The organism is Colwellia sp. BRX10-3 (assembly GCF_014077505.1).
Taxonomy (GTDB): Bacteria; Pseudomonadota; Gammaproteobacteria; order Enterobacterales; family Alteromonadaceae; genus Cognaticolwellia.
Map to the genome: position 1 here is coordinate 39,435 of NZ_JACGWA010000008.1, position 24,104 is coordinate 63,538.

A 24,104-nucleotide genomic window follows, 5' to 3' on the forward strand; every position below is an offset into this window, starting at 1 on the left:
CTATAAACTTGCTATAAAACATGAGAAATCGTTCCTTATTCACTCAAGATTACAGTTAAGTATATTAATAAAAGTATATGTTTATCAGATGTTTGTGCATGTGTAAACATAGTACTTACATTTGTGGTGTGTCAATTATTAACCAGAAGCTTCAACAGAAGTATTGCCGTTATTGAAGCAACCGGCTGCTTGAATTGATTAAAGGCCCAACGCCGTTATTAAACAGGTAAATCTAATTTCTCAAGACGATATGTTAGATTATATTGGCCCATTACTGATAAAGCTATTAACAAAACTACGCGTTTTATTAATGCTCAAGTTCAATAGATTTCGCGGTAATAACACCTTGCTGATCTATGGTGCCTTTAATTTCCAGCTGGTCATCAATGGCAACGATAGACCAAAATTGTTCAGCTGAAACCCTTTCATCATCTACTTTAAATTTAGCAGTTTGACTGGTTAAAACTTGATGACCTGAGACCAGCAGCGAGTCTTCATTTACGGCTTCAACCACACCTTTAAACTCTGTGCGGTTATCGTTACTGTCATCATCATCGTCGTCATGTTCTTCTATTTCAACTTTAAGGGCGACAAAAATACTGTCTATCAGTTGTCCTTTAACTTCGACTAACATGTCATTTTCGAGTTGTTCAAAAAATACTGCTTGGCTAACGTCATCACCATTCGTCCCTTCAAATTGAGTGTTTGCATCGGTAGTAACCGTTACACCAACAAGACTAAAGCTAAAGTTTTCAATGTTACTTACTTTACCTTTTAACTCTGTTTCAGCGTTTTCATCTTCATTCTCACGTTTCATTTTAGTGGCTATATTTTTACCTTCACTATCAACAAAACCTTTCAACTCTACATAGTCGCCAATGGCTAAATCGGCCAAATCAAAGAAACGTTCGTCGTCATCAGACTCATCTTTCATTTTAGTTTGATTATTTATTTCAAACTCGACACCTAGCACGGTAACTGTGCTTAACTCTAAGTTAATGGCTTCAATAGCGCCTTCAATACTCAAATTTGTTTTGTGTTCAATGCGAATTTTTTTCGCTAGTAAAGCGCCATCGGCGTTGAATTCACCTTTAATTTTAACGCGAACATTTGCCATTAAAGCACTTGCGTCGCCATATTTAAATTCAGTATTATCATCAATAATAATCGCAATGCCATCTACTTTAAAACTACTTGAAGATTCAAAGTCGGTGATAAAACCTTCTACATGTCGGTTATCGCCTTCATCATGGTTTTCATTTTTTTCTTTAAGTTTTACTTCGCTAACCACCAATACACCAGCATCTAAAGCTGAATATTCACCTTTTACACGCACTTGTTGTCCATCAGCTAAATCAGCCTCCACAAAGTCTTTAAATGTTGCAGAGCTATAATCGATGGTTAAACCATTTAACTCAAATGTTTTATTAACGGTATCTAGTGATGTAATACGTGCTTGAATTTTTAACTGGGTTTGTTCATTTTCTTTTTCTATACGTGTAGCGTATAGCTCGCCATCGGCATTGAAGTAACCGCTTATTTCAAGAATATCTCCGGGCTTAAGATCGGATAAAATGAAATTTTCTAAACTGGTTAAATCATCAAATAGAATGGTTTGGCCAAGTATTATTATGGTGTTTGCAAATAAATCAATACTATCCATTGGACCTTTTAATTGTTCGTCATAATGAATAGTGTTGGCATCACCTGTGGTGCCATCTTCATTCACTTCTCCACTAAGGTTAACAACCATGCCCACCTGTAAATTAGTTTCACTTGCACCATCGTTATCATCGGTAGTTACAGTGGTTGCATCAGTTTCATATTCAACGCCATTGACAAATACACTACCAAATCCAGTTATAACACCCGTAGTTGCCGTTATAGTTGAAGTAGGTTGCGATGGAGTTGGCGTCGGTGTTTCTGGTGCGGGGTCACTTGTAGATGAACCACCACAACCTGTTAATATCGCTGCTGCAATTAATGATAAAATGGATCGGTTTGACATGTTGAAATCCTCAGAAAATTAATCATTTAAAAAGCTATTATTAGCTTTAGTTAGATTGATAATTTAACGCAGGAAGATGACTATGGTATGAGTGTTTTGTCCTTTATAAACAACATGATAGACTTTCTTCTAGAAAATAGGTACTGATTGGTAATCAATAACTACGATTGTTTTATATTTCAGTCGATGAACGACGAGTAAGTAAAAACAATTTATCAATGTGACTAAACATTAGCAGGCAGCATAAAATATAGCTATTAAAATAAGCAAATAAAGAGTATTAAATGATCAATTGAGACGAGGCGAAAGTAATAGCTGGGCTTATAAAACGAGAGTTCAAGAGCTAAGTTTTAGGCGATAAAATTGCAGTACCTTAGCTAATGAGCTGACTATCAGGCACTTTATATTCAGATTCCAATATATAACAAATTACCTTACACTCTAACTATCTGACATTACTTGATATTGTGCTATGGCTGCCGATCGGTTTATACCTTATAGAAAACAAGACATTGTTGAAATGTGTTTGCGAGAACTCAAACTCGATGATTCAGCATTATCATTTCGACAGTTTTGTGACTTGTTGTCGAATTCGCTTCATGTTGAATATCATCAGACTTTAGAGTCACTCAAAAACGACTATGCGCCATTTGACCCCAATGCGGATACTAAGCAACTTGAACCTTATACAGCGGAGCAAAAAAACCAGTGTCAGGCTAGTTTTGCAGAGAATTTTGCAAATGTATTGAATGCAGCCAATTTTGAAAAAATTACCGAACAAGATCTACAAGATGCTTTAACCGAAGAGTCTTTATTTAAAGTTAGACTGGAAGTTGAGTTTGATGACTTTGAGCAAGTGGTTTTTTATCGTCGAGGCGAGTCGCAATTAACTGAAACCATTACTTCTCTATTTGGCCTGCGTAAACAAACCCTTAATTTTACTAACTATGACCGTGTAGCAATATATATTACCTTTAAAGATAGAGCTCATTTTGACGCGAAGAAAAAAGCCTTGTTTGGCTTTGAGCCCGGATCAACCATAGTTAAGCTTTTTCAAAATGTACCAAAAGCCGATTTAGAAATGCTATTTCCGAATAGCGAAGTACGTATGCGGCCAATTGATAAGGCTTTTATTGGCGCTTCTGCCGTTGTCGGCGGTGCGGTGGTTTTAGTGACTAAACTAGGTGCTTCAATTTTGTTATTGGCGGCATTAATGGGCTTTTGGGTTGGTTGGCACAAAGAAGCGGTAGAAATGACCCAACAACATTTTATCTCATTCGCCATTGGGCTAGGGGTTTTTGCAGGCTTTATTTTTAAAGAATGGAGTAAATTTAAAAATAGAAAAATTAAGTTTATGAAAGCCTTGTCTGACAATCTGTATTTTAAAAATCTTGATAATAATGCCGGCGTTTTTCATACTCTGATTGACGCTGCGGAAGAAGAAGATTTTAAAGAAGCTATATTGGCATATAGTTTTTTACTTAATTGCAAAAACGGTTTAACTGCAGAGGCGTTAGACGAAAAAATAGAATCTTGGTTTAAAGAAAAATATCAATGTGAATTGGACTTTGAAATTGCCGACGCGGTAGGCAAACTTGAGCGAATGCAGTTAGTTGAATTAAATCATGATGTTTATACCGCCATCGCTTTAGATGAAGCTAAAGTCATTTTAGACACCCATTGGGATAATATTTTTAACTATGCTTAGTGCCATTTATTAAAGCAACACATAGCATTAAGCACAATTGACATTACAGTGCATGCTAAAACGAATGTTGGGCACTGTAAATTTGTACCGCTTAGTGTCTTAAATTCCATGCCATAAAGTTTAAGGCTACTTTACATACTAAGGTTTACTGGTTAGAACCAGCGCATAATATTCAAGTAAAAGCGCACGTAGTCTTAACAGTCCTTTGCCTTTATTAACTGTTTTCCACGCCAGAAATAAGTCGACACTTTGCTGTTGATTTTCTGTATTTAATGTCACTAGTTGTGTTGAATCTATATAGTGCTGAACTCTTGCTTTTGGCAAGAAACCCACACCAATACCGGCAACAATAGCTTGAATTTTATGTTCAACACTAGCGACATAAAAATGTCGACTTTGGTCAATTAAATTAGCCGACCAAGGTACGGCACTTTTCGATGAGTCATGTACAATCACCGTACGATAATCGGCAATGTCACTATGGGTGATCGGTAGCGCAAAGTGACTCAATTCATGGTGTTTAGCAGCCACTAATACACTATCAAATGTGCATATTTTTTGCGCCCGAATACCTAGTTGATTAGGCACAGGTGGTGGTGCGCCAATCAGTAAATCGACATTATCTTCTATTAACGCTTCCCAAGAGCCATTCATTACTTGCTCGCATATATCTACTTCAACGTTAGGATGCTCTTGCAAAAAATTTTGCAAACATTGCATGATTGGGGCTACAGCGATAATTGAGTCGAAGGCTATTCTAATTTTTGGTTCCCAGCCATGTGCCAGCGTTTGTGTTTGTTCAGTCACCTTACTAACAGCCGCTAAAATTTTTCTCCCTTCAAGCAATAAATGCTTACCAGCGGGGGTAAGTAAAGAACGTCGTCCTTGCCTGACAAATAAAGTTACTGATAATTGCTCTTCAAGTTTTTGTACTATGTAAGACAGTGCTGATGGCACTTTATTTAATTGCTCAGCAGCAGACGCAAAACTGCCCCTATTATCAATAGCGTCGAGTACGAGTAGTGCTTCTAAAGAGAGTGGTGAACCATTCATTGCTTTATCTTTATAGTATTGTTCAAAAAATTTGAATGAATTGAACAGATTTTAGGGGTTATTCAACAATAACTCAACTTGTAGAATAATCACATCTAAAACATACAGCGAAAAAGAGACCATGATGAACAATTCAATTATTAAGAACATATTCAATACAGATAACAATGTTTCAACCTTACCCTTGCGTTTTGTTGCAGGAATAATTTTTGCGGCACATGGCGCACAAAAACTATTTGCTTGGTTTGGTGGTTACGGATTAGACGGCACAGGTCAATGGATGGAATCAATAGGTTTAGGGCCGGGTTATTTAATGGCGCTAAAGGTAGGTAGTGTAGAATTTTTTGGTGGTATATTATTGATTTTAGGTTTGCTAACCAGGCCAACTAGCGTCGTGTTGGCAATAACTATGGTCGTTGCCATTATTAAGGTACATATAGCTAATGGCTTATTTATGGCGAATAATGGTTATGAGTTTGCTTTAGCGTTATTAGCAATGAGTGTTGCTCTAGCTATTCATGGTGGTGGTAAATACTCAGTTGATCAAACGATTAGTCAAAAGCTTTAAACTATTTACCAAGTGAGGCACCAGTAAACAACTATTTACAGGTGCCTGCAAGCAATAAAGAATGTAGGAAAGTTAGTGATTAAACATTATCCATTTCAAGGGCTTGGCAAAGCTAAGCATGGCTGGCTGCAAACCCATCATCATTTCAGCTTTGCGCACTATTACAATCCAAGAAGAATGGGCTTTGGTTGTTTACGGGTTATTAATGATGACTGGATTGCACCCCATACAGGCTTTCCTGAACATTCGCATAAAAACATGGAAATTATCAGTTTTATTCGCACGGGGGCTATTTCACATCAAGATAGTCGAGGCAACCAAGGAGTAACTGCGGCGGGTGAAGTGCAAGTGATGAGTGCAGGAAAAGGCATTTCGCATTCTGAATATAATCGCAGCGACAAACCGACGACAATGTTTCAAATTTGGATAGAGCCAAATAAACTAAATGTGGCACCGCGTTGGGATAGTATGAAATACCCCAAGGCTGCGAATAACACGAATTTGCCTATGGTTGTTTCTGGTTATGAAGAAGATAGAAATCACGCTTTATTTATTCAACAACAAGCGCGCATATTTGCAGGTAAAATAAATAAAGGTGTTGAAATACAGCACGAGATAAACCATCAAGCCTACGTTATTGCTTCTCAAGGTGTGTTTACATTAGTTGATGATAAGTAAAATGTTAATATGGCCAAAGGCGATGGCGCAGAAATTACCAACAAAAAATCAATCACAATTAAGGCTTTAGAAGATAGTGAAGTCATTATTATTGATAGCCCTTAATAAGTAAGGCTTTAGATGCTGTTAGTTACTTTGTTGTGCTAGGTACATATCAATTATATATGATTCCTATAAAGTCCCTTGTTAGAATGTTTTTAATTAGTAAGTTAAATAAATAGAGAGAAATAAAATGAAAGCTATTGGATATACTCAGTCATTGCCTATAACCAATCCAGAAGCGTTAAAGGATATTGAATTGGCACATCCAGTAGCTAACGGAGGAGATTTGTTAGTTAAAATATCAGCGATTGCGGTTAACCCAGTAGACTATAAAGTGCGTTTGAAAGCTGAGCCCAGCGCAGGCGAATACAAAGTTTTAGGTTGGGACGCGGTTGGAGAAGTAGTGGCTGTTGGTGAAGAGGTAGCTGACTTTTCTCTAGGTGATGTTGTTTATTATGCTGGCGATATTACCCGCCAAGGTAGTAATGCAGAGTATCAACTAGTTGATGAGCGTATTGTTGGTAAAAAACCAAAAAATTTATCTGATCCAGAAGCTGCCGCACTGCCACTAACCGCTATTACAGCATGGGAAATGCTATTTGAGCATTTAGCAATTAAACAGCAAGCACCTACAAGTAGCGATAAGTCTAATGAGGTTATTTTGGTGGTTGGCGCTGCAGGTGGCGTAGGGTCAATTTTAGTGCAATTGGCTAAAGCTATTACTGGCGCAACAGTTATTGCAACGGCTTCTCGTGAAAGTTCACAAGAATGGGTCAAGCAACTGGGAGCCGATTATGTTGTTGATCACAGTGAACCGTTAAAGCCGCAAATCGATGCTTTAGTTGCGAACAATGTTATTGGGCAGGTAACTCATGTTGCTAGTTTGAATAGTACAGCGACATATTTTGATACTTACACTGAATTGTTAGTGCCGTTTGGTAAAATAGCCATGATTGACGATCCAGTCACACCATTAGATATTATGAAAATGAAACCTAAAAGCTTGTCGTTTCATATCGAATTTATGTTTGCTCGTTCGATGTTCAATGCCTCCGATATTCAAGAACAAAGTCGTTTGTTAAATCGTGTTGCTGAGCTTATCGAACAAGGTTATATCCAAACCACGATCGGTAAAAATTTAGGCACAATTAACGCGGAAAACTTAAGAGCGGCGCACCAAGAGTTAGAGTCTGGTCAATCAATAGGTAAATTGGTTTTAGAAGGCTTTTAAGCCGCTGCATTTAAGATTAACAAAGGTAGTTGGCTCTTAGTTAAGCTTGATGACAGACCTGAGAGATAATTAGTCAGTTTGGTATTACAGGTGAAAATACTTTATCACCTGTAATTTAAACGATATTTGGCTAGCTTCAGAGACTAACGTTCGGCAGTTTTTCCACCAAGCATTTACCACTTCAAGATTAAGCGAATTGAGAGTTTTTGGGTGTTCATTTTCAATGGCAACCACGGTTTCTCTACTAATACCAATTTTGCTGGCAAGTAACTTTTGCGTAAAGCCCGCTTCTTTTCTTAAATCTTTCAATGCTATTCCTGAAAAATGAGCCATGTTGATTCGTTCAAATTTAGTACAGTTAACTACATCTTAGAAACTATAAACTGTCAGGGCAATAAATTTATCTATTATTTGCTTAATTAATCACCTGAATCCTTTAAAAATAGCCATAATCAAAATACGTAACTCAAGCGCTTTGGCTGCATTGTGATATGCTATTTATAAGTGAAATATAAAACTCATAGAGATGGAATGACTAAGTGACGTTACTTTTTATTTATTTGGCAATTGCTATTGGTGTGTCTTTTTTGTGCTCGATACTAGAGGCGGTTTTATTATCGATAACGCCAAGTTATGTAGAGCAAATACAAACCATTAAGCCAAAGCATGGCGCAGTTTTAGCAAAAGTTAAAGCGCGTTTAGAGGAGTCACTTGCCAGTATATTAATTCTCAATACGTTTGCTCATACCATGGGCGCTGCAGGAGTTGGTGCGCAAGCCATTGGTATATTTGGCGAAAAGTGGGAAACCCTAATTGCGGTGCTGCTAACCTTGGTTATTTTGTATTTTTCAGAAATCATTCCTAAAACTTTAGGGGCAACATTTTGGCGTAATTTAGCCATACCTTCTGCCTTTGTAATTACTTGGTTGGTGAGAGTAGTTTACCCGCTTGTTTGGTTATCAACGCGGTTAACACGTTCGTTTAAAAACGGTAAAGACAACGAAATTACCCGAGAAGAAATTATAGCCTTAGCGTCACTAGGCTATAAAGATGGCAGTTTGTTCTCGCAAGAAAATGAATATTTATCAAACATACTAAATTTACGCGAATTACATACCGGAGATGTATTTACACCTCGCACCGTGGTGCACATGCTACATCAAGATATAACCGTAACTACTGCATTAAATCATGAAAAAACGAGTCAATTTACTCGTATACCGGTTTACGGAAATACTATCGATGATATTACCGGCAAAGTAATCAAAGGCGATTTGTATGAAGCTGAGCGCAGCGGGCACGGCGATGAAGCCATTAGTAACTTTGTTATACCGTTAACCGCGGTATCTGAAAAACTACCCGTTCAGCAGTTATTAGATATGTTCATTAAAAACCATATCCATATCTACTCAGTTGAAGATGAATATGGTCAAACCTCAGGTATTGTTACCTTAGAAGATGCCATTGAAACTCTACTCGGTCGTGAAATTGTTGATGAAAGCGATGCAGTAACGGATATGCAAGCGTTAGCGCGTGATAAATATCGTGAACGATTAAGAGAGCTTAAGCAGAACAATAGTGATTAATTAGGCTAAAGCCGACCATTACTGCCGCTTGTTGATGTTGCACTGCTAGTGGGTAGTTAGGCCATACTCGCTTGTGCTTTTGCCAAATTGTGATGACTATAAGCATCTTGCGGATAGCGTTTTAGTCTTTCTTCAAGTATGGCTAAACCTTCCTTTTTAGGCCTTTCAAGCAAATAAAACCCTAGACGGTCAATTGAGTCTTTCGGTGATACTTCAAAGCCATATTTTCCTTAATAATTATTACCTTAATTATTACCTTAATTATGAATAGTTTGCTTTAAATAATGATGTTGGCAATATAAAAAGCGGTACAATAATTTACTTATAGAGTGAGCTAAAAGAAAAGTCACTACGTAATAGTTAATATATGTTGATATTTTATTGAGAAAAAACAGATGAAAATTATTACATTAGTATTCGCATTACTATTACTTACAGGATGTAGTACCCAATATCCGAATAAAGATATTACCGGACAAACTTTTCCAACCGTTGTTGGACAAACATTAGAGAAAAAACCATTAACCATTCCAACGGATTTAACTGGCGACTTTACTTTGCTTTTGATTGGTTACGTGCAAAATTCACAGTTTGATATTGATCGCTGGTTAATTGCATTAGATGTGACAGAAACTCGTGTAAGCGTATATGAAGTTCCTACGATTCAAGGACTATTTCCGCAAATGTTCAGTACCTTTATTGATAACGGTATGCGCGCGGGTATTCCAAAACCATTGTGGAAAGGTGTTGTGACTATTTACGATGATGGTGAGCAAATTCAAGCCTTAACCGGTAACGAAAATGCCGCCAATACAAGGGTGGTGTTGTTAAATAATAAAGGCGAAATTTTATACTTTTATGACCAAGGTTTTGCGGTAAACGCACTAAACGAAATCAGAAGTATATTGGCAGCCCAGTCGTAAAGTACATAGAACAACACTAAGCGAGTATGGAAAATCGAGTATTGAAAAACCATCTCGCTTAGTTTTTTTGAGTATTACTTCTGCTATTTAACGGCTAACTCCAAAATTTCACGACTTTGCGTTAACGTAATTGCTTGGTGTTCACCAAGTTTTGTCATCTTGTGTGATTCAAGCTGTGCAATTATTTTATCAATGGCAGCCGCTTTATCTTCGCCATGTTCGGTTAATTGTGTAGCAACATTTAAGCTATGATAAAACGCTTCAATAGCCAAAATTGTGCGTTCTGCTAAGTCTTCACCTGCAGCTAAGGCAAAAACATTGCTACCTAGCTGTTCTAATTTATCTTTTTTTACCGCCAGTTGGTTGCGTAATAATGAAGGCTGTACAATCGCAAGTGAGCGAGCATGATCAACGCCATAAAGTGCCGTCAGCTCATGGCCAATCATATGTGTTGCCCAGTCATGCGGTACACCAGCGCCAATTAAACCGTTAAGTGCTTGATTGGCTGTCCACATAAGATTTTCACGCCATTGTAGCGATTCATGTTGGTCATATTGTTTAGCTAAGGTAAGCAAGTTTTTAAGTAACGCTTCTGCGTAACCGTCTTGCACCATAGCACCGGTAGGGATGGTTAAGTATTGCTCACAAGTATGAACCCAAGCATCGACCATGCCATTAATTAATTGGCGCTCTGGCAATGTTTTCATCGCGTCTGCGTCAAGCACAGCAAACTTTGGTTGCACGGCTGGCGCGAAGAATGGCAGTTTATCCTGTGTTGATGCCCGTGTAATAACTGATGCTGCATTAGACTCTGAACCGGTTGCAGGTAAAGTCAGTATCGCACCAATGGCAACGGCTTTAGTGACGGTATGCTTACCTAAAAGAATATCCCAGCCAGCACCGTCATAGCATGCGGCAGCAGCAACATATTTGGCACCGTCGATCACTGAACCACCGCCAACTGCGAGTATAAAATCAACTTTTTCAGCTTTAACTATGGCAACCGCTTTATCTAAAGTTTCCATTGTCGGGTTTGGCTCAACACCTGAAAACTCTAACCAAGTATGATTGCTCAACGCATTTTGTACTTGTTGATAAACACCATTTTTTTTGATTGAACCGCCACCATATATAACCAGCACTTTGCTAGTACTTGGAATAGCGTCAGTAACACTGGCAATTTTACCTTGGCCAAAATGAATCTGAGTAGGGTTAACGTATGAAAATTCCATGGGATACCTATTTAGTAATTATTGAATAAAAGCACGGTGACTTTTGATGTATTGCATATTACTGTAATAACTCTTGCGTAAATAGCTGTATTTGTCGATAATCATTGCCTATTAGTGTAATTTTATGAAGTCACATCTTTTTACTTGAGTACGTTATGAAAAATCTAGCACAATTAATGCAGTCATATGCAGATGTTAAGTCGCTTAATGAATTAAATGGCGCATATCAAACGGCAACTGCAGGCGTAAAATTTTATCGTGCTAGTGCCAGTAGTGATCGAGAACCTTTACTTTATAAGTCAGGCATTATTGTTATGGGGCAAGGACGTAAAAATATATATATTGCTGATAACTGTGTGCAATACGGCCCAGGTGATTATTTAGTGTTAGGTGTGCCAATGCCATTGGAATGTGAGGCATTTTCTGACGCGGGCTTGCCTATTTTAGGTTTAGTTATTGACGTTGACCCACATACATTACATAAATTAGTAAGCCAAATTGACGAACAGTACAAGCAACTTAAAATGGCAAAAAATAATGATAAAGCGGTGTTAGATTTTGGCATTAAATCAAATAGCTTAGATGATAATTTCAACCGCACTATTATTCGATTAATTAACGTGCTGCACAATGATATTGAAGCAAAAATTCTTGGGCCAGCGATTGTTGAAGAAATTGTCTATCGCGCGCTGGTAGGTGATGAAGGACATATATTATTAGATTTAGCGCGTCATGATGGCCATTACGCAAGAATTGCGCGGGTACTGGATACCTTACACAAAGAATACGCTGATGTTATATCGGTTGAGCATTTAGCAGAGCAAGCACATATGAGCGTTTCGGGTTTTCATCGAGCATTTCGACAAGTAACCAGCGAAACACCGTTACAATATTTAAAAAAAATACGCTTAAATAAAGCTAAAGATCTCATTGTGGCGGAAGGTAAACAAGCAACAGAAGCGGCAATGTTAGTGGGCTATGCTAGTGCTTCACAATTTAGCCGCGAATTTAAACGCCACTTTAATGCCACGCCAAGAACCATAGGTAATTGATGGTCATTTAGCCGATTTTAATGTTATTAATAACACTCAAGATTTAGCCATGAGAGATGGTCAAAGCAAACTGCTGAATATAACGCTATTGAGCAGTTTAATTATCATAAAATATGTATTTTACTCTTTCAACTAGTTTTATAGCCATCTGACTTTATAGCGATAGTGTGGTGACTATTTATAGGTAAAGGTTACCTTATCCATTTTAGCTACTAGGCCTTGAGGTGAAGGTATAAAGGTTACTCGTTCGGTATTGGCAATGGCGTTACTGAGAATAATCTCGACATCACCTTCCATAACGGTTTTACCTTTTTGAAAAGAAGCATGGCTAGATTTAGTCGATAAGTTACCATCGGCGAAAGCAATTCTGACATTGCCACTGTAGGTGTGTAGTTTACTGTCTTCAGATATTGTTTTAGATTTGGCAGTGATTTCCATTTCGTTTGCCGACGTAAAGCTTGATAAAGCACTTAGTAAAACAAAAGTTAATAGCGTAAATTGTTTAAATAATTTCATCTTGATTCCCTACCTAGATTCATTAAATACTGCTTAAACTAACTGACACCATACTAAATTTTTAGCGCATTGGCATCGTTATTTTTAAATATTCACAATAACTTCATATAAGCTATTTATGAGGAACTGTAGCGCGTAAGAGTATTTTTATTTAATGCGGCAGGTTTGAAAGTCGAATGCTTTTGTTAACGGCTTGATTTAATTGGGCCAAGCATTTTTAATGGTTAAATTTGCCTTGCTTGAGATAGCTAATGACTTGAGAAATAACGTCGTCGTTTCGCATCATAAATACATGAGTGGTTGGCATTTCAATGTGATCATTCATACCCTCAATTTTAGTACTTTCGACAGATACTTTACCGTCATCAGTGTCAGGAATAAGTGAAGATAGCAGCAAGTTTATACTTTGGGTGCCAGCGATAATTCCCACGTCAAAATTGGCTTTACCTAATTGATTAGGCACGCTTAATGCTCCTGTACCTAATTGCATACCTGCATCACCATTTACCAAGTGAAATCCCGGCATATTGCCAAGCTTGTCAACAATTTCAGTACCTTTGTTTGGTGGTCCTAACATCACCACTTTATTAAGGTTGTTGATGCTATGGTTACTGAGAAATTGTCGAACGAGAATGCCGCCCATAGAATGAGTTACAAAGCTTACTGGCATGCCTTCGCATTTTGATAAGGCATCTGAAATGGTTTTTTCTGCTAGCTGTTCAATAGGGTAAGAACGCGAAGGGTAGTCAATGTTTAACACTTTATAACCTTGCTCGGTTAAGCGTTCTGCCATTTTGTCCATCGAATGTGCTGAGCGTGCTAAACCGTGCAATAAAATCACACATTCTGTTGTTGGCTTATTCATATCTTTCACTTGTTATTCCAACGATTAAACTGTTTTGTTTGCGTAATTCGACGATTTTTAGTCTTTAGCTTAATAAATCAAGTTATAAACCCAATATTAATGCTTAATTTTGGGTTTGATAAAAAGCTTACAATGCTAATTCTATTGAAATAGGGCAATGGTCACTAAGTGTTTGGCTGAGTTCACGGGTGTATTTTGGCCCAAAAACTAACTGATCAAATGAGTTTTCGACATAACGCGCTTTTGCTTTTGGATCAAAAATTATATGGTCGATATAATCTTTGTAATATCCGCCCCAACATTTTGACTCTGCTTTAATGGTTGGCGCCCAAAGTGCCTCTGCACCCTCGTCATTAATGGTTTGCCATAAACCTTGTATTTCACTGTAATTGAATGAAATGTCTTTTACAAACCGACGATTAAAGTCACCTAATAATATAAAAGGAACGCCTTCTTTAGCACGGGCATCAATCCAAGCTTCCAACGGTATAGCTTGTTTAGCCAGTTCATCACAGGCTGTTTTTGCATAAGCTTCTTTTTCATTAGTGTTTGGCATTTTGGCAATGCTGGCTTGATCAAGTGCTTTATCAAAACAGCCTGATTTCATGTGTACAGCTAATAAACGCACGCTTTTTCCATCTTTGGTTAAGGTAACGTCCATGCCTCGGCGCGCAAGACCTTGATCAAGTTCACGATATTCGACTGCTGTGGCTTTATAGCCGCTGCTTTTTCTTACCGCTACGCCAACACGTTGCACCCAGTCTTTAGTGGTGAAAAAATAATCATAATCATCACCAAAAACTTTTGCTGCCCATTTTTCATTTTCAACTTCTTGCAAAGCAATAACGTCAGCATCTAATTCTCTAGCATAGCGCGCTAGTTTTTGGTAATCGCTGTCTTTGCGCTGGTTATATTCATGAGAACCTAACCAGGCAATATTCCATGATGCTACTTTTAAGGTTTCCGCAAACGTTGCTGTGCTTAAAAGTGTCAGTACCACCGCGATAAGGCTAATTAATTTTGTCATTACATTATTCTAAAATATACATTGGGCAGCTATAGTAACCGCTGGCAAGCCAAATTCAAGTAAAGTGTTAAGGTATGCGTAATTAACCTTTAGATAATGCTACTATTTTATCGACTTAAAATTAAATGATTCAAAAGCCTAGTTTAAGTGTTTATTTAACGGGCTTTAGCACCATTATTAATATGAAGAGTAATTCAATTGTCTGATTTTAAATATTCTTTTTTATGGGCACTTTCGGGTGTAGTTCTAGGCATAATAGCCTTTGGTTACAATTACACCCTTGTTCCCGCCTCATTACCCGGCTATGAACTATTAACAGCACCTGCTCGGTTTACATTAAGTTTTTTCAGTGAAGAAACCGCATTTTGGCCAAAAATGACCCTATTTTTAGTTGGCCAATATATAGGGTACTTTTTAGTTATTGTTGTTTTCAGAAAATTATTGTCGTTATTTAAAAACAAGTAATTCACTTTAAACTCAACACTTGGATTTCACTTTTCGATATTATTTTAATTAATTTAACCCCATTTTTCTCAATTCATCGTTTTACTAATAAGTAGGCTTTAGTTATGTTTATCAGATCCTAAATCAACGCCTGCTTTTGGCTACAATGGTCAACATGAGTAAGGCTATTGAAACCGCTAAAAAATAGTAGGGCATTCCTGCCTGCCAACTTAATTGGCTATTAACGCCAAAAAAATCTACATATAAAGCTGTTTGAATTGGCCCAATGTACCAAATTGCCGGATAAAGCACTTCATACATGCGTTTTGTGCCAGTAAAGGTGCCACAAAAATAGGCAAGTGATACGGTAAATGAAATAGCTATAATCAATTGAATAACTAACATCCATTCTGTGGTAGCTGTAAAACGTAATAGGCCGCCTAAACTTGCCAACAATAATAATATCCATGCTGCAAAATAACTGGCCAAGCTTGATAATTTTATTGATTTTCTACTGTAGGCTACTAATTCTAATGTGTTCGCTTGTTTTTCAATTTGACCTAGCTGTGAAATAACCAAAACACACCACAACCATGAAATAGGTAACACTATGCTGATAAGTAACTCCTGACTAATAAATAGCTGGATTATATTTAATATCAATAAACCGATAACCCAATAAATTGATCGGCCTTTTAGTAGTAGTTTTAGCTCTAAGCGCAATAAACGGGTAAAGGAAAAGTACTGAGTTAATCGTGCAAAAAATCGATCTAATTTTCCAACTATTTTAGTTGTTAAAACTCGACTTAACCAAGAAGGTTGTTGGTTTTCAGGCAGTGAGTTCTGGCTAAAACGATCAAAAAACATATACGCTAATATGAAGCAAGTGAGTGAAACAAAAAGTATGGGGATAGCGCCCAAAAGGTGCGTTATGGTTGGCTCTACTCCTTGCCAAACAAAGGTTTTTACCAAGTTTTCATTATCAACGGCACTGACGCCTATATTGGTTGAACCTTGATTTAGTGGGAAACGTTCTGCGACCTCGGCATCTAAATTATCGAGTATCGAACCTATCCCCGAAATACTTTCAATGGTTTGAACAATTGAGCCAATCCATAAGAAAAAATACACCAGATTACCCAATCCGCCTTTTAGCCACCTATTTGACTCAAACATGATTGCGATAGAAGAAATGGCTAATAGTAATGGCAGTACAAAAACTAATTGTGGCCATACCAAAGCCCATAAATATAGTTGGTAACTTTCGCCATAATAAAGCTGAATTAACGCACTGCTCAATAACATCACCAGAACAATCGCCATTAAAATAGCGACATTGGTGCACCACTTGGCGAACAAAAAAGTGAGTTTGCTAATTGGCGTTGCCGCGATAAGTTCACAGGTCATTGATTGTCGGTCGAGCTCAAGCGCATTTTTAACCAAATAAAAACAAATGACAGGTAAAAATAAAACGTTTAGCATCGCCAAGCACATACCTAACCATGCACTGTTATAGATACCTCGATAACCATTAATGACTAAGGTTTGATAATAGGCATCAGGTGATGGAAAAAATAGTAAGGTTAATACTGACATGGCCAGCAAGGTAACAACAAAACTTTGTTGGCGAGTTCGCTGTTTAAAATCAGCGACGATGCATTGCCATACTTGCTGCATTAACTCGCCCTCGCAAAGTCAGCTTTACTTTGCAGATCACGCGTAAAATAAAGGTATGCATCTTCCAATGACGGCGCTCTTGAAACCGCTCGGGCATCAGGGCAATAGTCAGCGACAATATTCAACAAAACCTTATTTTCTTTACGCACACTGTGGCTAACAATAAATTCATGCTGGATTTGTTTTAGTTCATTGAAATTCGCGGTAAGTTGCCAGCATTTATTGGCAATTTTATCTTGTAGTGCACTAGGCGATTCTAATTGAATTAATTGCCCAGAGCGCATAATAGCAATGCGGTCTGCAATTGATTCAACATCAGCCACAATGTGAGTAGAGAATATAATGCAGCGCTCATCTGCTAATTCGGTTAATAACTGGCGAAAATTAGCACGCTCTTGTGGGTCAAGGCCAACGGTTGGCTCATCAATAATAAGTAACTTTGGGTCATTAAGTAACGCTTGTGCAATACCTATACGTTGCTTCATACCGCCTGAATAACCTTTTAAAGGCATTTTTGCCGCGTGCGTTAGGTTGAGTTTATTAAGTAAATCGTTAATTCTGCGATTAGCTATAGACGCCTCTAATCCTTTTAAGCCAGCCATGTATTGCAAAAATTCGATACCCGACAACTGATCATAAACGCCAAAGTATTGCGGTAAGTAACCTAGCTCGTTGCGCAATACTTGTGGTGACTTAATAATATCTTGCCCTTGCCATAATATTTTTCCTTGGCTGGGCTTAGTAATCGTTGCAAGAATACGCATCAGGCTAGATTTTCCTGCGCCATTAGGACCTAGTAACCCTAAAATTCCTGGTTTAATTTGCAACGACAATGACTTAATGACTAACTTAGGTATTTTTCCATTTTTGTATTGATGGCTAAGTGATTGAATATCCAATAACATTATATTTCTCTTCCTGATTAAGATACGAAAGAGATAGCAAATACTAAGCCATAAATAATTACTATAAATTCAAGATGTTATGTTAATTTTGAATTTGAATAATTAAAGCTAATGTAGAATTTAACTAATTATTGGCTAAATCAGCAAAGATTAAAAAAAGCATAATCACGGCTAATAAAAATCAATTACCTCTAATATTCATCTTGTTAGCAAGCATATAAATTATTAACTCTGTTAAACCGATTACTGAACATAAGTTGAAGTAAACCAGTTAGCCATCCTAATTAACTTTATATTTTAGTGAATTCAAGTCCGTCATAAATTAATTTTATTGGCTTATTATCTTGCATGTCGAATTGAATATATTGTCCACGAGTTGGGCGAAACTTAACCCGCGTTTTATATTTTTTCTTTAAAGGGTATGGCTGATGATAGCTATCACCAAGCTCTTCAAAATGGGCGGTTGGGGCTGTTTTTTTGATGGATTCAAGGTGAATTTTACGTCTTTATAGCGCCTTGACTGGTTTGTTCAAAGTAACGCTCAATCTCTAATAACGGTAACGGTTTACTATATATGTACCCTTGAATTAGGCGACATTCATGCTGTTGCAACCAAGCTAGCTGATCTTTATGTTCGACACCTTCGGCAACAACTGACAAATTTAATGTTTTCGCCAAATCTATAATGGCTTTAGTGATCGCAGCTTCGCAAACATCAGTGGTTATATTATCAATTAAACTTTTATCAATTTTCAAAGTATCAACACTAAACTTTCTTATATAATTTAATGAAGAAAAACCGACACCAAAATCATCAATGGCAAGCTTAATGCCAAGCTCTTGAACTTCATTTAATAGTGCGATAGTCGTATCAGTTATTTCAATGAGACTGCTTTCGCTCAGTTCTATTTCTAAATACTCTGGAGATAAACCAGAATCGGTTAATGCCTGTTCGATCATTGGCTTAAGCGCACTTTTTTGAAAATGTTTTCCTGATATATTAACGCTCATTAATAGTGGTTCTAAGCCCTGATTTTGCCATGCAGCAGCTTGTTGGCAAGCCGTATTAATTACCCAATTATCTAGGGCTAAAATTAAGTTTGATTTTTCTGCTACTGAAATAAAGTCATTAGGTGAGACTAGTCCATTTTCTGGGTCATTCCATCTTACTAACGCTTCAACACCGACGAGTCGTCCCGTTTTTGTTTCTATTTGCGGCTGGTAATGAAGTTCTAGCTCATTATTTTCTATAGATTTTTTTAATCTGATTTCAAAGTTGAGTTTTTCTGCTGAATGATTGTTGAGGCTATTAGAATAAAACTGAAAGCCATTGCGACCGAACTCTTTGGCCTTATACATGGCAATGTCAGCGTACTTTAACAGCGTTTCTAAGTTGTTGCCGTCATCAGGATAAATAGCAATACCAATACTGCCAGTGATTAATAGCTCTTGCTCGTCAATATAAGTAGGTTGGCTCAGTTTTTTATGAATGCGACTGGCAATGTTTTCAAGTCCGACAGTGTCTTTAAGGCCGCTAACAATTAGGGTAAATTCATCTCCGCCAAGACGAGAAAGACTTAACTTAATTTGCTCGTCATTAGAGATATAATCAGATGGTCTTAGGCAGTCTTTTAAGTTTTGGGTCACTGATTGTAGTAATTTATCACCGGCATCATGGCCTAGTGTGTCATTAACGGTTTTGAAATTATCTAAATCAATAAACATTAATGCGGCTTTTTCGTTTTTTCTCTCAGCTCTATCAAGTGCAGTATGAACCAGTTGTTTGAACTTCTCACGATTGGGCAAACCTGTTAATACGTCATAGTAGGCTAATTGACGTACTTCTTCTTCAAATCCTTTTCGCGAGGTTATGTCTTGTACTGTACCAAGCATTTTATAAGCAGTTCCATCATCACTATAGATGACTTTTGCTTGTTCGTGAAAAACTCTTTCTTGCTGGTTTTTTAATCTAATTCGGTATTCAACATCAAAGGGTTTTTTATGATAAATAGACTGTTTAATTGTTTCACCAATAGCGAACTTATCATCGGGATGTAATTTTTCTAAAAACCTACTGTTATCGACATTAAATGGGGTGTATGGTATTTCAGATAATTGCTGAAGTTGCTCAGAAACAATGAGGTTATTGGTGATTAAATCTAGTTCCCAAGTACCCATTAACGCGATTTTTTGTGCCTCTTTTAAGTTTTCTTCACTGCTACGAAGTTCTTTAAAAAGGTTACCTGCTTTTAAATAATAGCTAACTCTATGCCCTAAAATAGGCCAATTGACTGGTTTAATCATAAAATCAGTCGCATCAACGTTAAAGGCTTTTTGAATTGAGTCGTGATCATCCATACCTGTGATTAATATAATAGGTATATCTTTACCTTGCGCTAATGATCTAATTTGAAAACAGGCATCAAAGCCATTCATTATTGGCATATTGACATCCATTAACACAATATCAATGCTCATTTGCTGAAAAGCTTCAAGTGCTTGTTTGCCGTTCTCTACAGATTTAACCAGATGACCTGCCGCTAATAATGTCGATTCAAGTAGTAACTTGTGAGCAATGTCGTCATCTACAACTAGTGCCGTCATTTGTCTTTCAAATAAATTATTATCAATCATCTGTCAGTCTCAGTAATTCGATTTTTAATGCATTTTCAACAGTACTATATTCACGCTTTAACGTGCCTATCAATTCTGTCGCGACTTCAAAAGAGCTTTCTTTACTTTCTAATATTTGACATGTTTTTGAAAGCTGTACGGCGCCCAAATTTGCGCTAGCTGACTTTAACGCATGTGCTGCGTTAAATAATTTATCTCTGTCGGTTTCTTTTACTGCTTGTTGAATAGTAAAGAGCAACGCTGGCGAAGAATCTAAATAAATAGTGATAATACGCGCGAGAATATTTGGCATTCCAGGCCGATGTAATGCAAGAATATTATCAAGCGCTTTTCTTTGCAGTATAGGTTCTTCTAACGCTGCATTGTTTAGCACGGCAATACTTTTTAACGCATCATCATTTGCTAAAGCGATAGTTTCAAATTCGTCTGCACGTTTAGCCAATAAGCTAGTACTTAACCAATGCTGCAGCATTTTTTCTAACTGCTTCCGATCGAAAGGTTTACTAAGGTAATCGTCCATACCAGCGTCATTGCATAATTGTTCTATCCCATGCTGAACATTAGCCGTTAACGCTATTATAGGCATATGTTGGTAATTATCACTTGTTTTCTCAAGAGCTCTTATCTCTTTTGTTGCTTCAATACCGTCCATTATCGGCATATGGCAATCCATTAAAATTAAATCAAAATCAACTTTATGATAAAGCATTAATGCTTCTTTACCGTTGTTAGCTATCTGGACATTGCAGCCTAATATCTCTAACAAGCCTTTTGCAACCTCCTGATTAACTAGGTTATCTTCTACTAATAAAATGGATGTGTTTTGTAGGCAATTTTTATTGCTCACGCTTGCTCCAGATTCACCACTGTTCTTGACGCAACTGTTATCAGTAATAAGTCTATTTTTCAATATTTTGTGCGGTATAGACTGTATTTCTGTGGCAGTGTCATGTGACTCAGCACTTTCTAACTGAGTAAAGTCTGGCTGAGCTAGCTCGTAAGTAAGACAATCAAATAGCGCTTTTTGCTTTACCGGTTTAATTAAGTAACGTTGAATACCTGCATTTTTTGCCCGACATGACTCTTCATCAAAAGCAGCAGAACTGAGCATGACCAATTTAGGCGTTTTGATCTCAGAGTCACTTACAATAATCTCAGCCACTTCGATACCGTCCATGTTTGGCATATGCCAATCGAGTATGACTAAGTCAAATGGTACTTTATTTTGCTGTGCTTTCTTTATTTTCATTATCGCACTCAAGCCATCGTTGGCCAGCTCGATAATGGTTTGCCAGGATGTTAACTGGAGTAACAGTATTTCGCGATTTACTTCATTGTCATCTACCACCAATATACGTTTACCATTAAGCTCTTCAGGTATCGACCAAGACTCGGCTTGTACTAGTCTACTTTGAAACTGCACTGTAAAACTAAACGTTGATCCTTGACCAATTTCACTTTCAAGTGTGAGTTCTCCTCCCATTAGTGCGATTAATTGACTTGATATCGCTAAGCCTAACCCTGTGCCACCATATTGACGGGTTGTTGATCTATCTGCTTGAGAAAAAGCTTCAAAAATATGAGCCTGCTGTGACTTATCAATTCCTATCCCTGTATCGGTAACACTAAAGGTAAATCGCGCATTATCATTTTTAGATTCGATTAAGCTAACAATGATGTTGCCAGTTTCGGTAAACTTAATAGCATTACTCATTAAGTTTAATAGTATTTGCCGCAAGCGTACTTCATCGCCTTCAACCAATATAAGGGGTTCAAGCGGAAGTTGAATGTGTAATTCAAGGCCTTTAGATAGTACGGGTTCTGCTAATAATTCAGCAGCATCCTCAAATAGCTTCCTTAAATCAAATTGATGGTTATCTATCTCAAGCTTGCCTGCTTCTATTTTAGAAAAATCTAAAATATCATTAATTATTGTTAATAATGAATCACCAGATTTTAAAATGGTTTCAGCGAAATGAAGCTGGCGTGCATTTAGATTTGTGCTGATGAGTAATTCAGCCATACCTAAAACACCATTCATTGGGGTGCGAATTTCGTGACTCATGGCAGCTAAAAATTCGCTTTTTGCTCTATTTGCAGTTTCAGCTAAATCTTTTGCAACTACTAATGCCTGAGTTCTTTCTTCTACTTTATTTTCAAGATTTTCTTGATGTTCTTTAACGGCAAGGTTAGAACGCTGAAGCTGATCAACCATATAATTGAAATTACGTGTTAACTCACCTAGTTCGCCGTCATTAGTTTTTTGCAATTTTTTGTCTAGTTGTCCGAATGCAACTTTCTTAGTTGCTTCAACAAACTCTGCTATTGGGCGAGTGATTTTTCGGGCAAGTAGAAAAGTTAACAAGGTCGCTCCAGCGAATATGACCAAAACAATCATTAATACTGTAACGAGGGATTTTTGCTTTAGTTGTTCCATTTGTGTGGTATTTAAAACCAGACGAACATAACCAAGTAATTCAGGTGTTTGTGCATTACTTTCACTTTCAAGCATATGTCCATCAAATAAAGTAGAGCGAGTTGACAACACGGGCACCATAAACAGTATTTGGCTTTTATTTTCACTGTATATCGGTGCATCTATTAAATGTTGACTGTTGTTAACAAAAGCTAGCAGGGGCGTTGTTGACTCGATAAACCACCGTTCAGCTAAAACTGTTTTGTCTTTTCGCACTAATGCTAAGTAGCTTACTGCTTTGTCATCAAGGGTATTGAGTACTAAGTTAAGTGACTCTGAATCTTCTGAATACAGTGCAAACTCACTAAATTTTGCCAGCACTTGCGCGATTGAGTAGCCGCGGTTAAGTAATTCTATTTTTCGAGTTGTTTGTTCAATACTCACCATTGAGGTGGTGAGTACAATGGCTGTTAATGCCACCAATAAATTGGTGACTAAATTAAACTTGGTGGTTAGGCCAACCTTTTTAAGCCTATCCTTAATGCTGCTTCCTGTTTTTATCACTGAAAAACCTCTATAGCACCATTAATTATTTCATTACTGAATTCAACTTTTAACTGTTTTGCCGTTTTTAAATTCAGTAAATATTGTTCTGAAATTGGGTATTGTAATGGGATTGAGTTTGCTTTTTTACCGTCAAGAATTGCCATTGCTATTTGTGCACACTGTTGACCTAAACTAATGTAATCCCAATCTAAGGCATAAATTGCTCCCGCTTTTACCCAAGATTTAGACATGCCAATAAATGGTATGCGATTACGATAAGAAAATAACAATATTGCTTTTGCTGTTTTCCCTGAGTAGACGGTTTTATCAGGGATACTGAAAATAGTATCGGCTTCACGCCCCAAAAGCTTTAATGCTGAGGTTAATTCTGTAGGCGAACGAACGGCTGCGGCAATAATTGTCAAGCCTAAAGTCGGTGCGATTTTACTAAGTTCATTTATTAATTTTTGGCTATTTTCAGGATCATATAGCACCCCGATACGCCTTGCATCAGGTAAAATACGTTTATGCCAGTTCAATTGTGTTTTTGCACTTGCTTGAATAGCTATACCCGCCAAATGAGGTGTGTTCATCAACAAATTATTGTTCAAGGTTAGGGTCGAAATAATATCTGGCGACACCGTAAAGTTATCGCGCTTTGAAGGGATTAAATTTATTGCTTTTGAGCCTAAAGCAAGGATAAGGCGTGAGTTATTATCAATCGGGCTATAGTCGGTGTTATCGACATAACTCACCTTGAAATTACTGTTATTTAATACAGATTTAAAGCCTTTTACTACATCTTGATAGGGCTTTAATTGTTCATTATAAATAAGGCTTATTAACGAGTTTTCTTGTGAAATAGCTTTGGGCACACCCATAGCCATTGTTGTGGTCAAAACAATTAAGCAGTATGTCCATTTTTTCTGCAGTTTATTAATAGTCATCATCCATTACTAACTTATCGACGTTAAAAACTAAATTGCCGGTGAC

General features: G+C 37.3%; 19 protein-coding genes and 1 pseudogene. 8 read left to right on the forward strand and 12 right to left on the reverse strand.

Annotation, left to right across the window (positions count from 1 at the left end; genetic code table 11):
* Positions 1-307 precede the first annotated feature (307 nt).
* Complete coding sequence (locus tag H4J38_RS12335) at positions 308-2,008, reverse strand: DUF5666 domain-containing protein (protein WP_182132085.1); 1,701 nt, start codon at positions 2,006-2,008, stop codon at positions 308-310.
* Positions 2,009-2,480: 472 nt separating this feature from the next.
* Between H4J38_RS12335 and H4J38_RS12340 the strand changes: the two genes are divergently transcribed.
* Positions 2,481-3,716 carry a TMEM143 family protein gene (locus H4J38_RS12340; protein ID WP_182132086.1) on the forward strand — a complete coding sequence of 412 codons (1,236 nt, stop codon included), beginning with the start codon at positions 2,481-2,483 and terminating at the stop codon, positions 3,714-3,716.
* 138 nt (positions 3,717-3,854) lie between these two features.
* Here the strand turns inward: H4J38_RS12340 and H4J38_RS12345 are convergent, their stop codons facing one another.
* Positions 3,855-4,769 (reverse strand): LysR substrate-binding domain-containing protein, encoded by a 915-nt coding sequence (locus H4J38_RS12345; RefSeq protein WP_182132087.1) that lies wholly within the window; start codon positions 4,767-4,769, stop codon positions 3,855-3,857.
* A 124-nt stretch (positions 4,770-4,893) separates the two neighbouring features.
* Here H4J38_RS12345 and H4J38_RS12350 point away from each other — a divergent pair, with 124 nt between their 5' ends.
* The 3 genes and pseudogenes from H4J38_RS12350 (at position 4,894) to H4J38_RS12360 (ending at position 7,288) form a co-directional block, all read left to right on the forward strand.
* Positions 4,894-5,337: a DoxX family protein gene (locus H4J38_RS12350; protein ID WP_182132199.1), complete on the forward strand. Its 444-nt coding sequence runs from the start codon at positions 4,894-4,896 to the stop codon at positions 5,335-5,337.
* A 75-nt stretch (positions 5,338-5,412) separates the two neighbouring features.
* Positions 5,413-6,120: pseudogene (locus tag H4J38_RS12355) on the forward strand (pirin family protein).
* A 127-nt stretch (positions 6,121-6,247) separates the two neighbouring features.
* Positions 6,248-7,288: a zinc-binding alcohol dehydrogenase family protein gene (locus tag H4J38_RS12360; RefSeq protein ID WP_182132088.1), complete on the forward strand. Its 1,041-nt coding sequence runs from the start codon at positions 6,248-6,250 to the stop codon at positions 7,286-7,288.
* 84 nt (positions 7,289-7,372) lie between these two features.
* Here the strand turns inward: H4J38_RS12360 and H4J38_RS12365 are convergent, their stop codons facing one another.
* A complete protein-coding gene (locus tag H4J38_RS12365) occupies positions 7,373-7,597 on the reverse strand; it encodes a helix-turn-helix transcriptional regulator (RefSeq protein ID WP_259365509.1) in 225 nt (74 codons plus the stop codon).
* Positions 7,598-7,827: 230 nt separating this feature from the next.
* On the opposite strand from H4J38_RS12365, the gene H4J38_RS12370 reads away from it, so the two are divergent.
* Together H4J38_RS12370 and H4J38_RS12375 are read left to right on the forward strand one after the other, a co-directional pair.
* Positions 7,828-8,874, forward strand: a complete 1,047-nt coding sequence (locus H4J38_RS12370; protein WP_182132099.1) for a CNNM domain-containing protein — start codon at positions 7,828-7,830, stop codon at positions 8,872-8,874.
* A 395-nt stretch (positions 8,875-9,269) separates the two neighbouring features.
* The gene (locus H4J38_RS12375) at positions 9,270-9,797 is read left to right on the forward strand and encodes a hypothetical protein (protein ID WP_182132101.1); all 528 of its coding nucleotides are present in this window, start codon (positions 9,270-9,272) and stop codon (positions 9,795-9,797) included.
* Between the two features lie 83 nt (positions 9,798-9,880).
* On the opposite strand, the gene H4J38_RS12380 is transcribed toward H4J38_RS12375, so the two are convergent.
* The gene (locus H4J38_RS12380; protein ID WP_182132102.1) at positions 9,881-11,029 is read right to left on the reverse strand and encodes an iron-containing alcohol dehydrogenase; all 1,149 of its coding nucleotides are present in this window, start codon (positions 11,027-11,029) and stop codon (positions 9,881-9,883) included.
* A 155-nt stretch (positions 11,030-11,184) separates the two neighbouring features.
* On the opposite strand from H4J38_RS12380, the gene H4J38_RS12385 reads away from it, so the two are divergent.
* On the forward strand, positions 11,185-12,081 hold the full coding sequence (locus H4J38_RS12385) for an AraC family transcriptional regulator (RefSeq protein ID WP_182132103.1): 897 nt from the start codon (positions 11,185-11,187) through the stop codon (positions 12,079-12,081).
* 174 nt (positions 12,082-12,255) lie between these two features.
* Here H4J38_RS12385 and H4J38_RS12390 read toward each other — a convergent pair whose 3' ends face one another.
* From H4J38_RS12390 to H4J38_RS12400, 3 genes are all read right to left on the reverse strand, one after another.
* Positions 12,256-12,597: a hypothetical protein gene (locus tag H4J38_RS12390; protein WP_182132105.1), complete on the reverse strand. Its 342-nt coding sequence runs from the start codon at positions 12,595-12,597 to the stop codon at positions 12,256-12,258.
* A 217-nt stretch (positions 12,598-12,814) separates the two neighbouring features.
* Complete coding sequence (locus tag H4J38_RS12395; RefSeq protein ID WP_182132200.1) at positions 12,815-13,462, reverse strand: triacylglycerol lipase; 648 nt, start codon at positions 13,460-13,462, stop codon at positions 12,815-12,817.
* Positions 13,463-13,589: 127 nt separating this feature from the next.
* Complete coding sequence (locus H4J38_RS12400; RefSeq protein ID WP_182132106.1) at positions 13,590-14,489, reverse strand: endonuclease/exonuclease/phosphatase family protein; 900 nt, start codon at positions 14,487-14,489, stop codon at positions 13,590-13,592.
* A gap of 198 nt (positions 14,490-14,687) precedes the next feature.
* On the opposite strand from H4J38_RS12400, the gene H4J38_RS12405 reads away from it, so the two are divergent.
* Positions 14,688-14,954 carry a hypothetical protein gene (locus H4J38_RS12405; RefSeq protein WP_182132107.1) on the forward strand — a complete coding sequence of 89 codons (267 nt, stop codon included), beginning with the start codon at positions 14,688-14,690 and terminating at the stop codon, positions 14,952-14,954.
* A 123-nt stretch (positions 14,955-15,077) separates the two neighbouring features.
* On the opposite strand, the gene H4J38_RS12410 is transcribed toward H4J38_RS12405, so the two are convergent.
* The 5 genes from H4J38_RS12410 to H4J38_RS12430 form a co-directional block, all read right to left on the reverse strand.
* The gene (locus H4J38_RS12410; RefSeq protein WP_182132108.1) at positions 15,078-16,610 is read right to left on the reverse strand and encodes a hypothetical protein; all 1,533 of its coding nucleotides are present in this window, start codon (positions 16,608-16,610) and stop codon (positions 15,078-15,080) included.
* Positions 16,610-17,515 (reverse strand): ABC transporter ATP-binding protein, encoded by a 906-nt coding sequence (locus H4J38_RS12415; protein ID WP_182132110.1) that lies wholly within the window; start codon positions 17,513-17,515, stop codon positions 16,610-16,612. Before H4J38_RS12415 ends, H4J38_RS12410 begins: the two co-directional genes overlap by 1 nt.
* A 498-nt stretch (positions 17,516-18,013) precedes the next feature.
* On the reverse strand, positions 18,014-20,149 hold the full coding sequence (locus H4J38_RS12420; RefSeq protein ID WP_182132111.1) for an EAL domain-containing protein: 2,136 nt from the start codon (positions 20,147-20,149) through the stop codon (positions 18,014-18,016).
* Entirely contained in the window at positions 20,142-23,129 is a 2,988-nt protein-coding gene (locus H4J38_RS12425; RefSeq protein ID WP_182132113.1) for a response regulator, read from the reverse strand. The genes H4J38_RS12420 and H4J38_RS12425 overlap by 8 nt, the downstream gene beginning before the upstream one ends.
* The gene (locus H4J38_RS12430; protein ID WP_220465541.1) at positions 23,126-24,058 is read right to left on the reverse strand and encodes an ABC transporter substrate-binding protein; all 933 of its coding nucleotides are present in this window, start codon (positions 24,056-24,058) and stop codon (positions 23,126-23,128) included. The genes H4J38_RS12425 and H4J38_RS12430 overlap by 4 nt, the downstream gene beginning before the upstream one ends.
* Positions 24,059-24,104: the final 46 nt, after the last annotated feature.

Bases quoted from the DNA above. Each gene is read 5' to 3' on its own strand.
- H4J38_RS12335 (WP_182132085.1), bottom strand. From the start codon at position 2,008: ATGTCAAACCGATCCATTTTATCATTAATTGCAGCAGCGATATTAACA.
- H4J38_RS12340 (WP_182132086.1), top strand. From the start codon at position 2,481: ATGGCTGCCGATCGGTTTATACCTTATAGAAAACAAGACATTGTTGAA.
- H4J38_RS12345 (WP_182132087.1), bottom strand. From the start codon at position 4,769: ATGAATGGTTCACCACTCTCTTTAGAAGCACTACTCGTACTCGACGCT.
- H4J38_RS12350 (WP_182132199.1), top strand. From the start codon at position 4,894: ATGAACAATTCAATTATTAAGAACATATTCAATACAGATAACAATGTT.
- H4J38_RS12360 (WP_182132088.1), top strand. From the start codon at position 6,248: ATGAAAGCTATTGGATATACTCAGTCATTGCCTATAACCAATCCAGAA.
- H4J38_RS12375 (WP_182132101.1), top strand. From the start codon at position 9,270: ATGAAAATTATTACATTAGTATTCGCATTACTATTACTTACAGGATGT.
- H4J38_RS12380 (WP_182132102.1), bottom strand. From the start codon at position 11,029: ATGGAATTTTCATACGTTAACCCTACTCAGATTCATTTTGGCCAAGGT.
- H4J38_RS12385 (WP_182132103.1), top strand. From the start codon at position 11,185: ATGAAAAATCTAGCACAATTAATGCAGTCATATGCAGATGTTAAGTCG.
- H4J38_RS12390 (WP_182132105.1), bottom strand. From the start codon at position 12,597: ATGAAATTATTTAAACAATTTACGCTATTAACTTTTGTTTTACTAAGT.
- H4J38_RS12395 (WP_182132200.1), bottom strand. From the start codon at position 13,462: ATGAATAAGCCAACAACAGAATGTGTGATTTTATTGCACGGTTTAGCA.
- H4J38_RS12400 (WP_182132106.1), bottom strand. From the start codon at position 14,489: ATGACAAAATTAATTAGCCTTATCGCGGTGGTACTGACACTTTTAAGC.
- H4J38_RS12410 (WP_182132108.1), bottom strand. From the start codon at position 16,610: ATGCAGCAAGTATGGCAATGCATCGTCGCTGATTTTAAACAGCGAACT.
- H4J38_RS12415 (WP_182132110.1), bottom strand. From the start codon at position 17,515: ATGTTATTGGATATTCAATCACTTAGCCATCAATACAAAAATGGAAAA.
- H4J38_RS12420 (WP_182132111.1), bottom strand. From the start codon at position 20,149: ATGATTGATAATAATTTATTTGAAAGACAAATGACGGCACTAGTTGTA.
- H4J38_RS12430 (WP_220465541.1), bottom strand. From the start codon at position 24,058: ATGACTATTAATAAACTGCAGAAAAAATGGACATACTGCTTAATTGTT.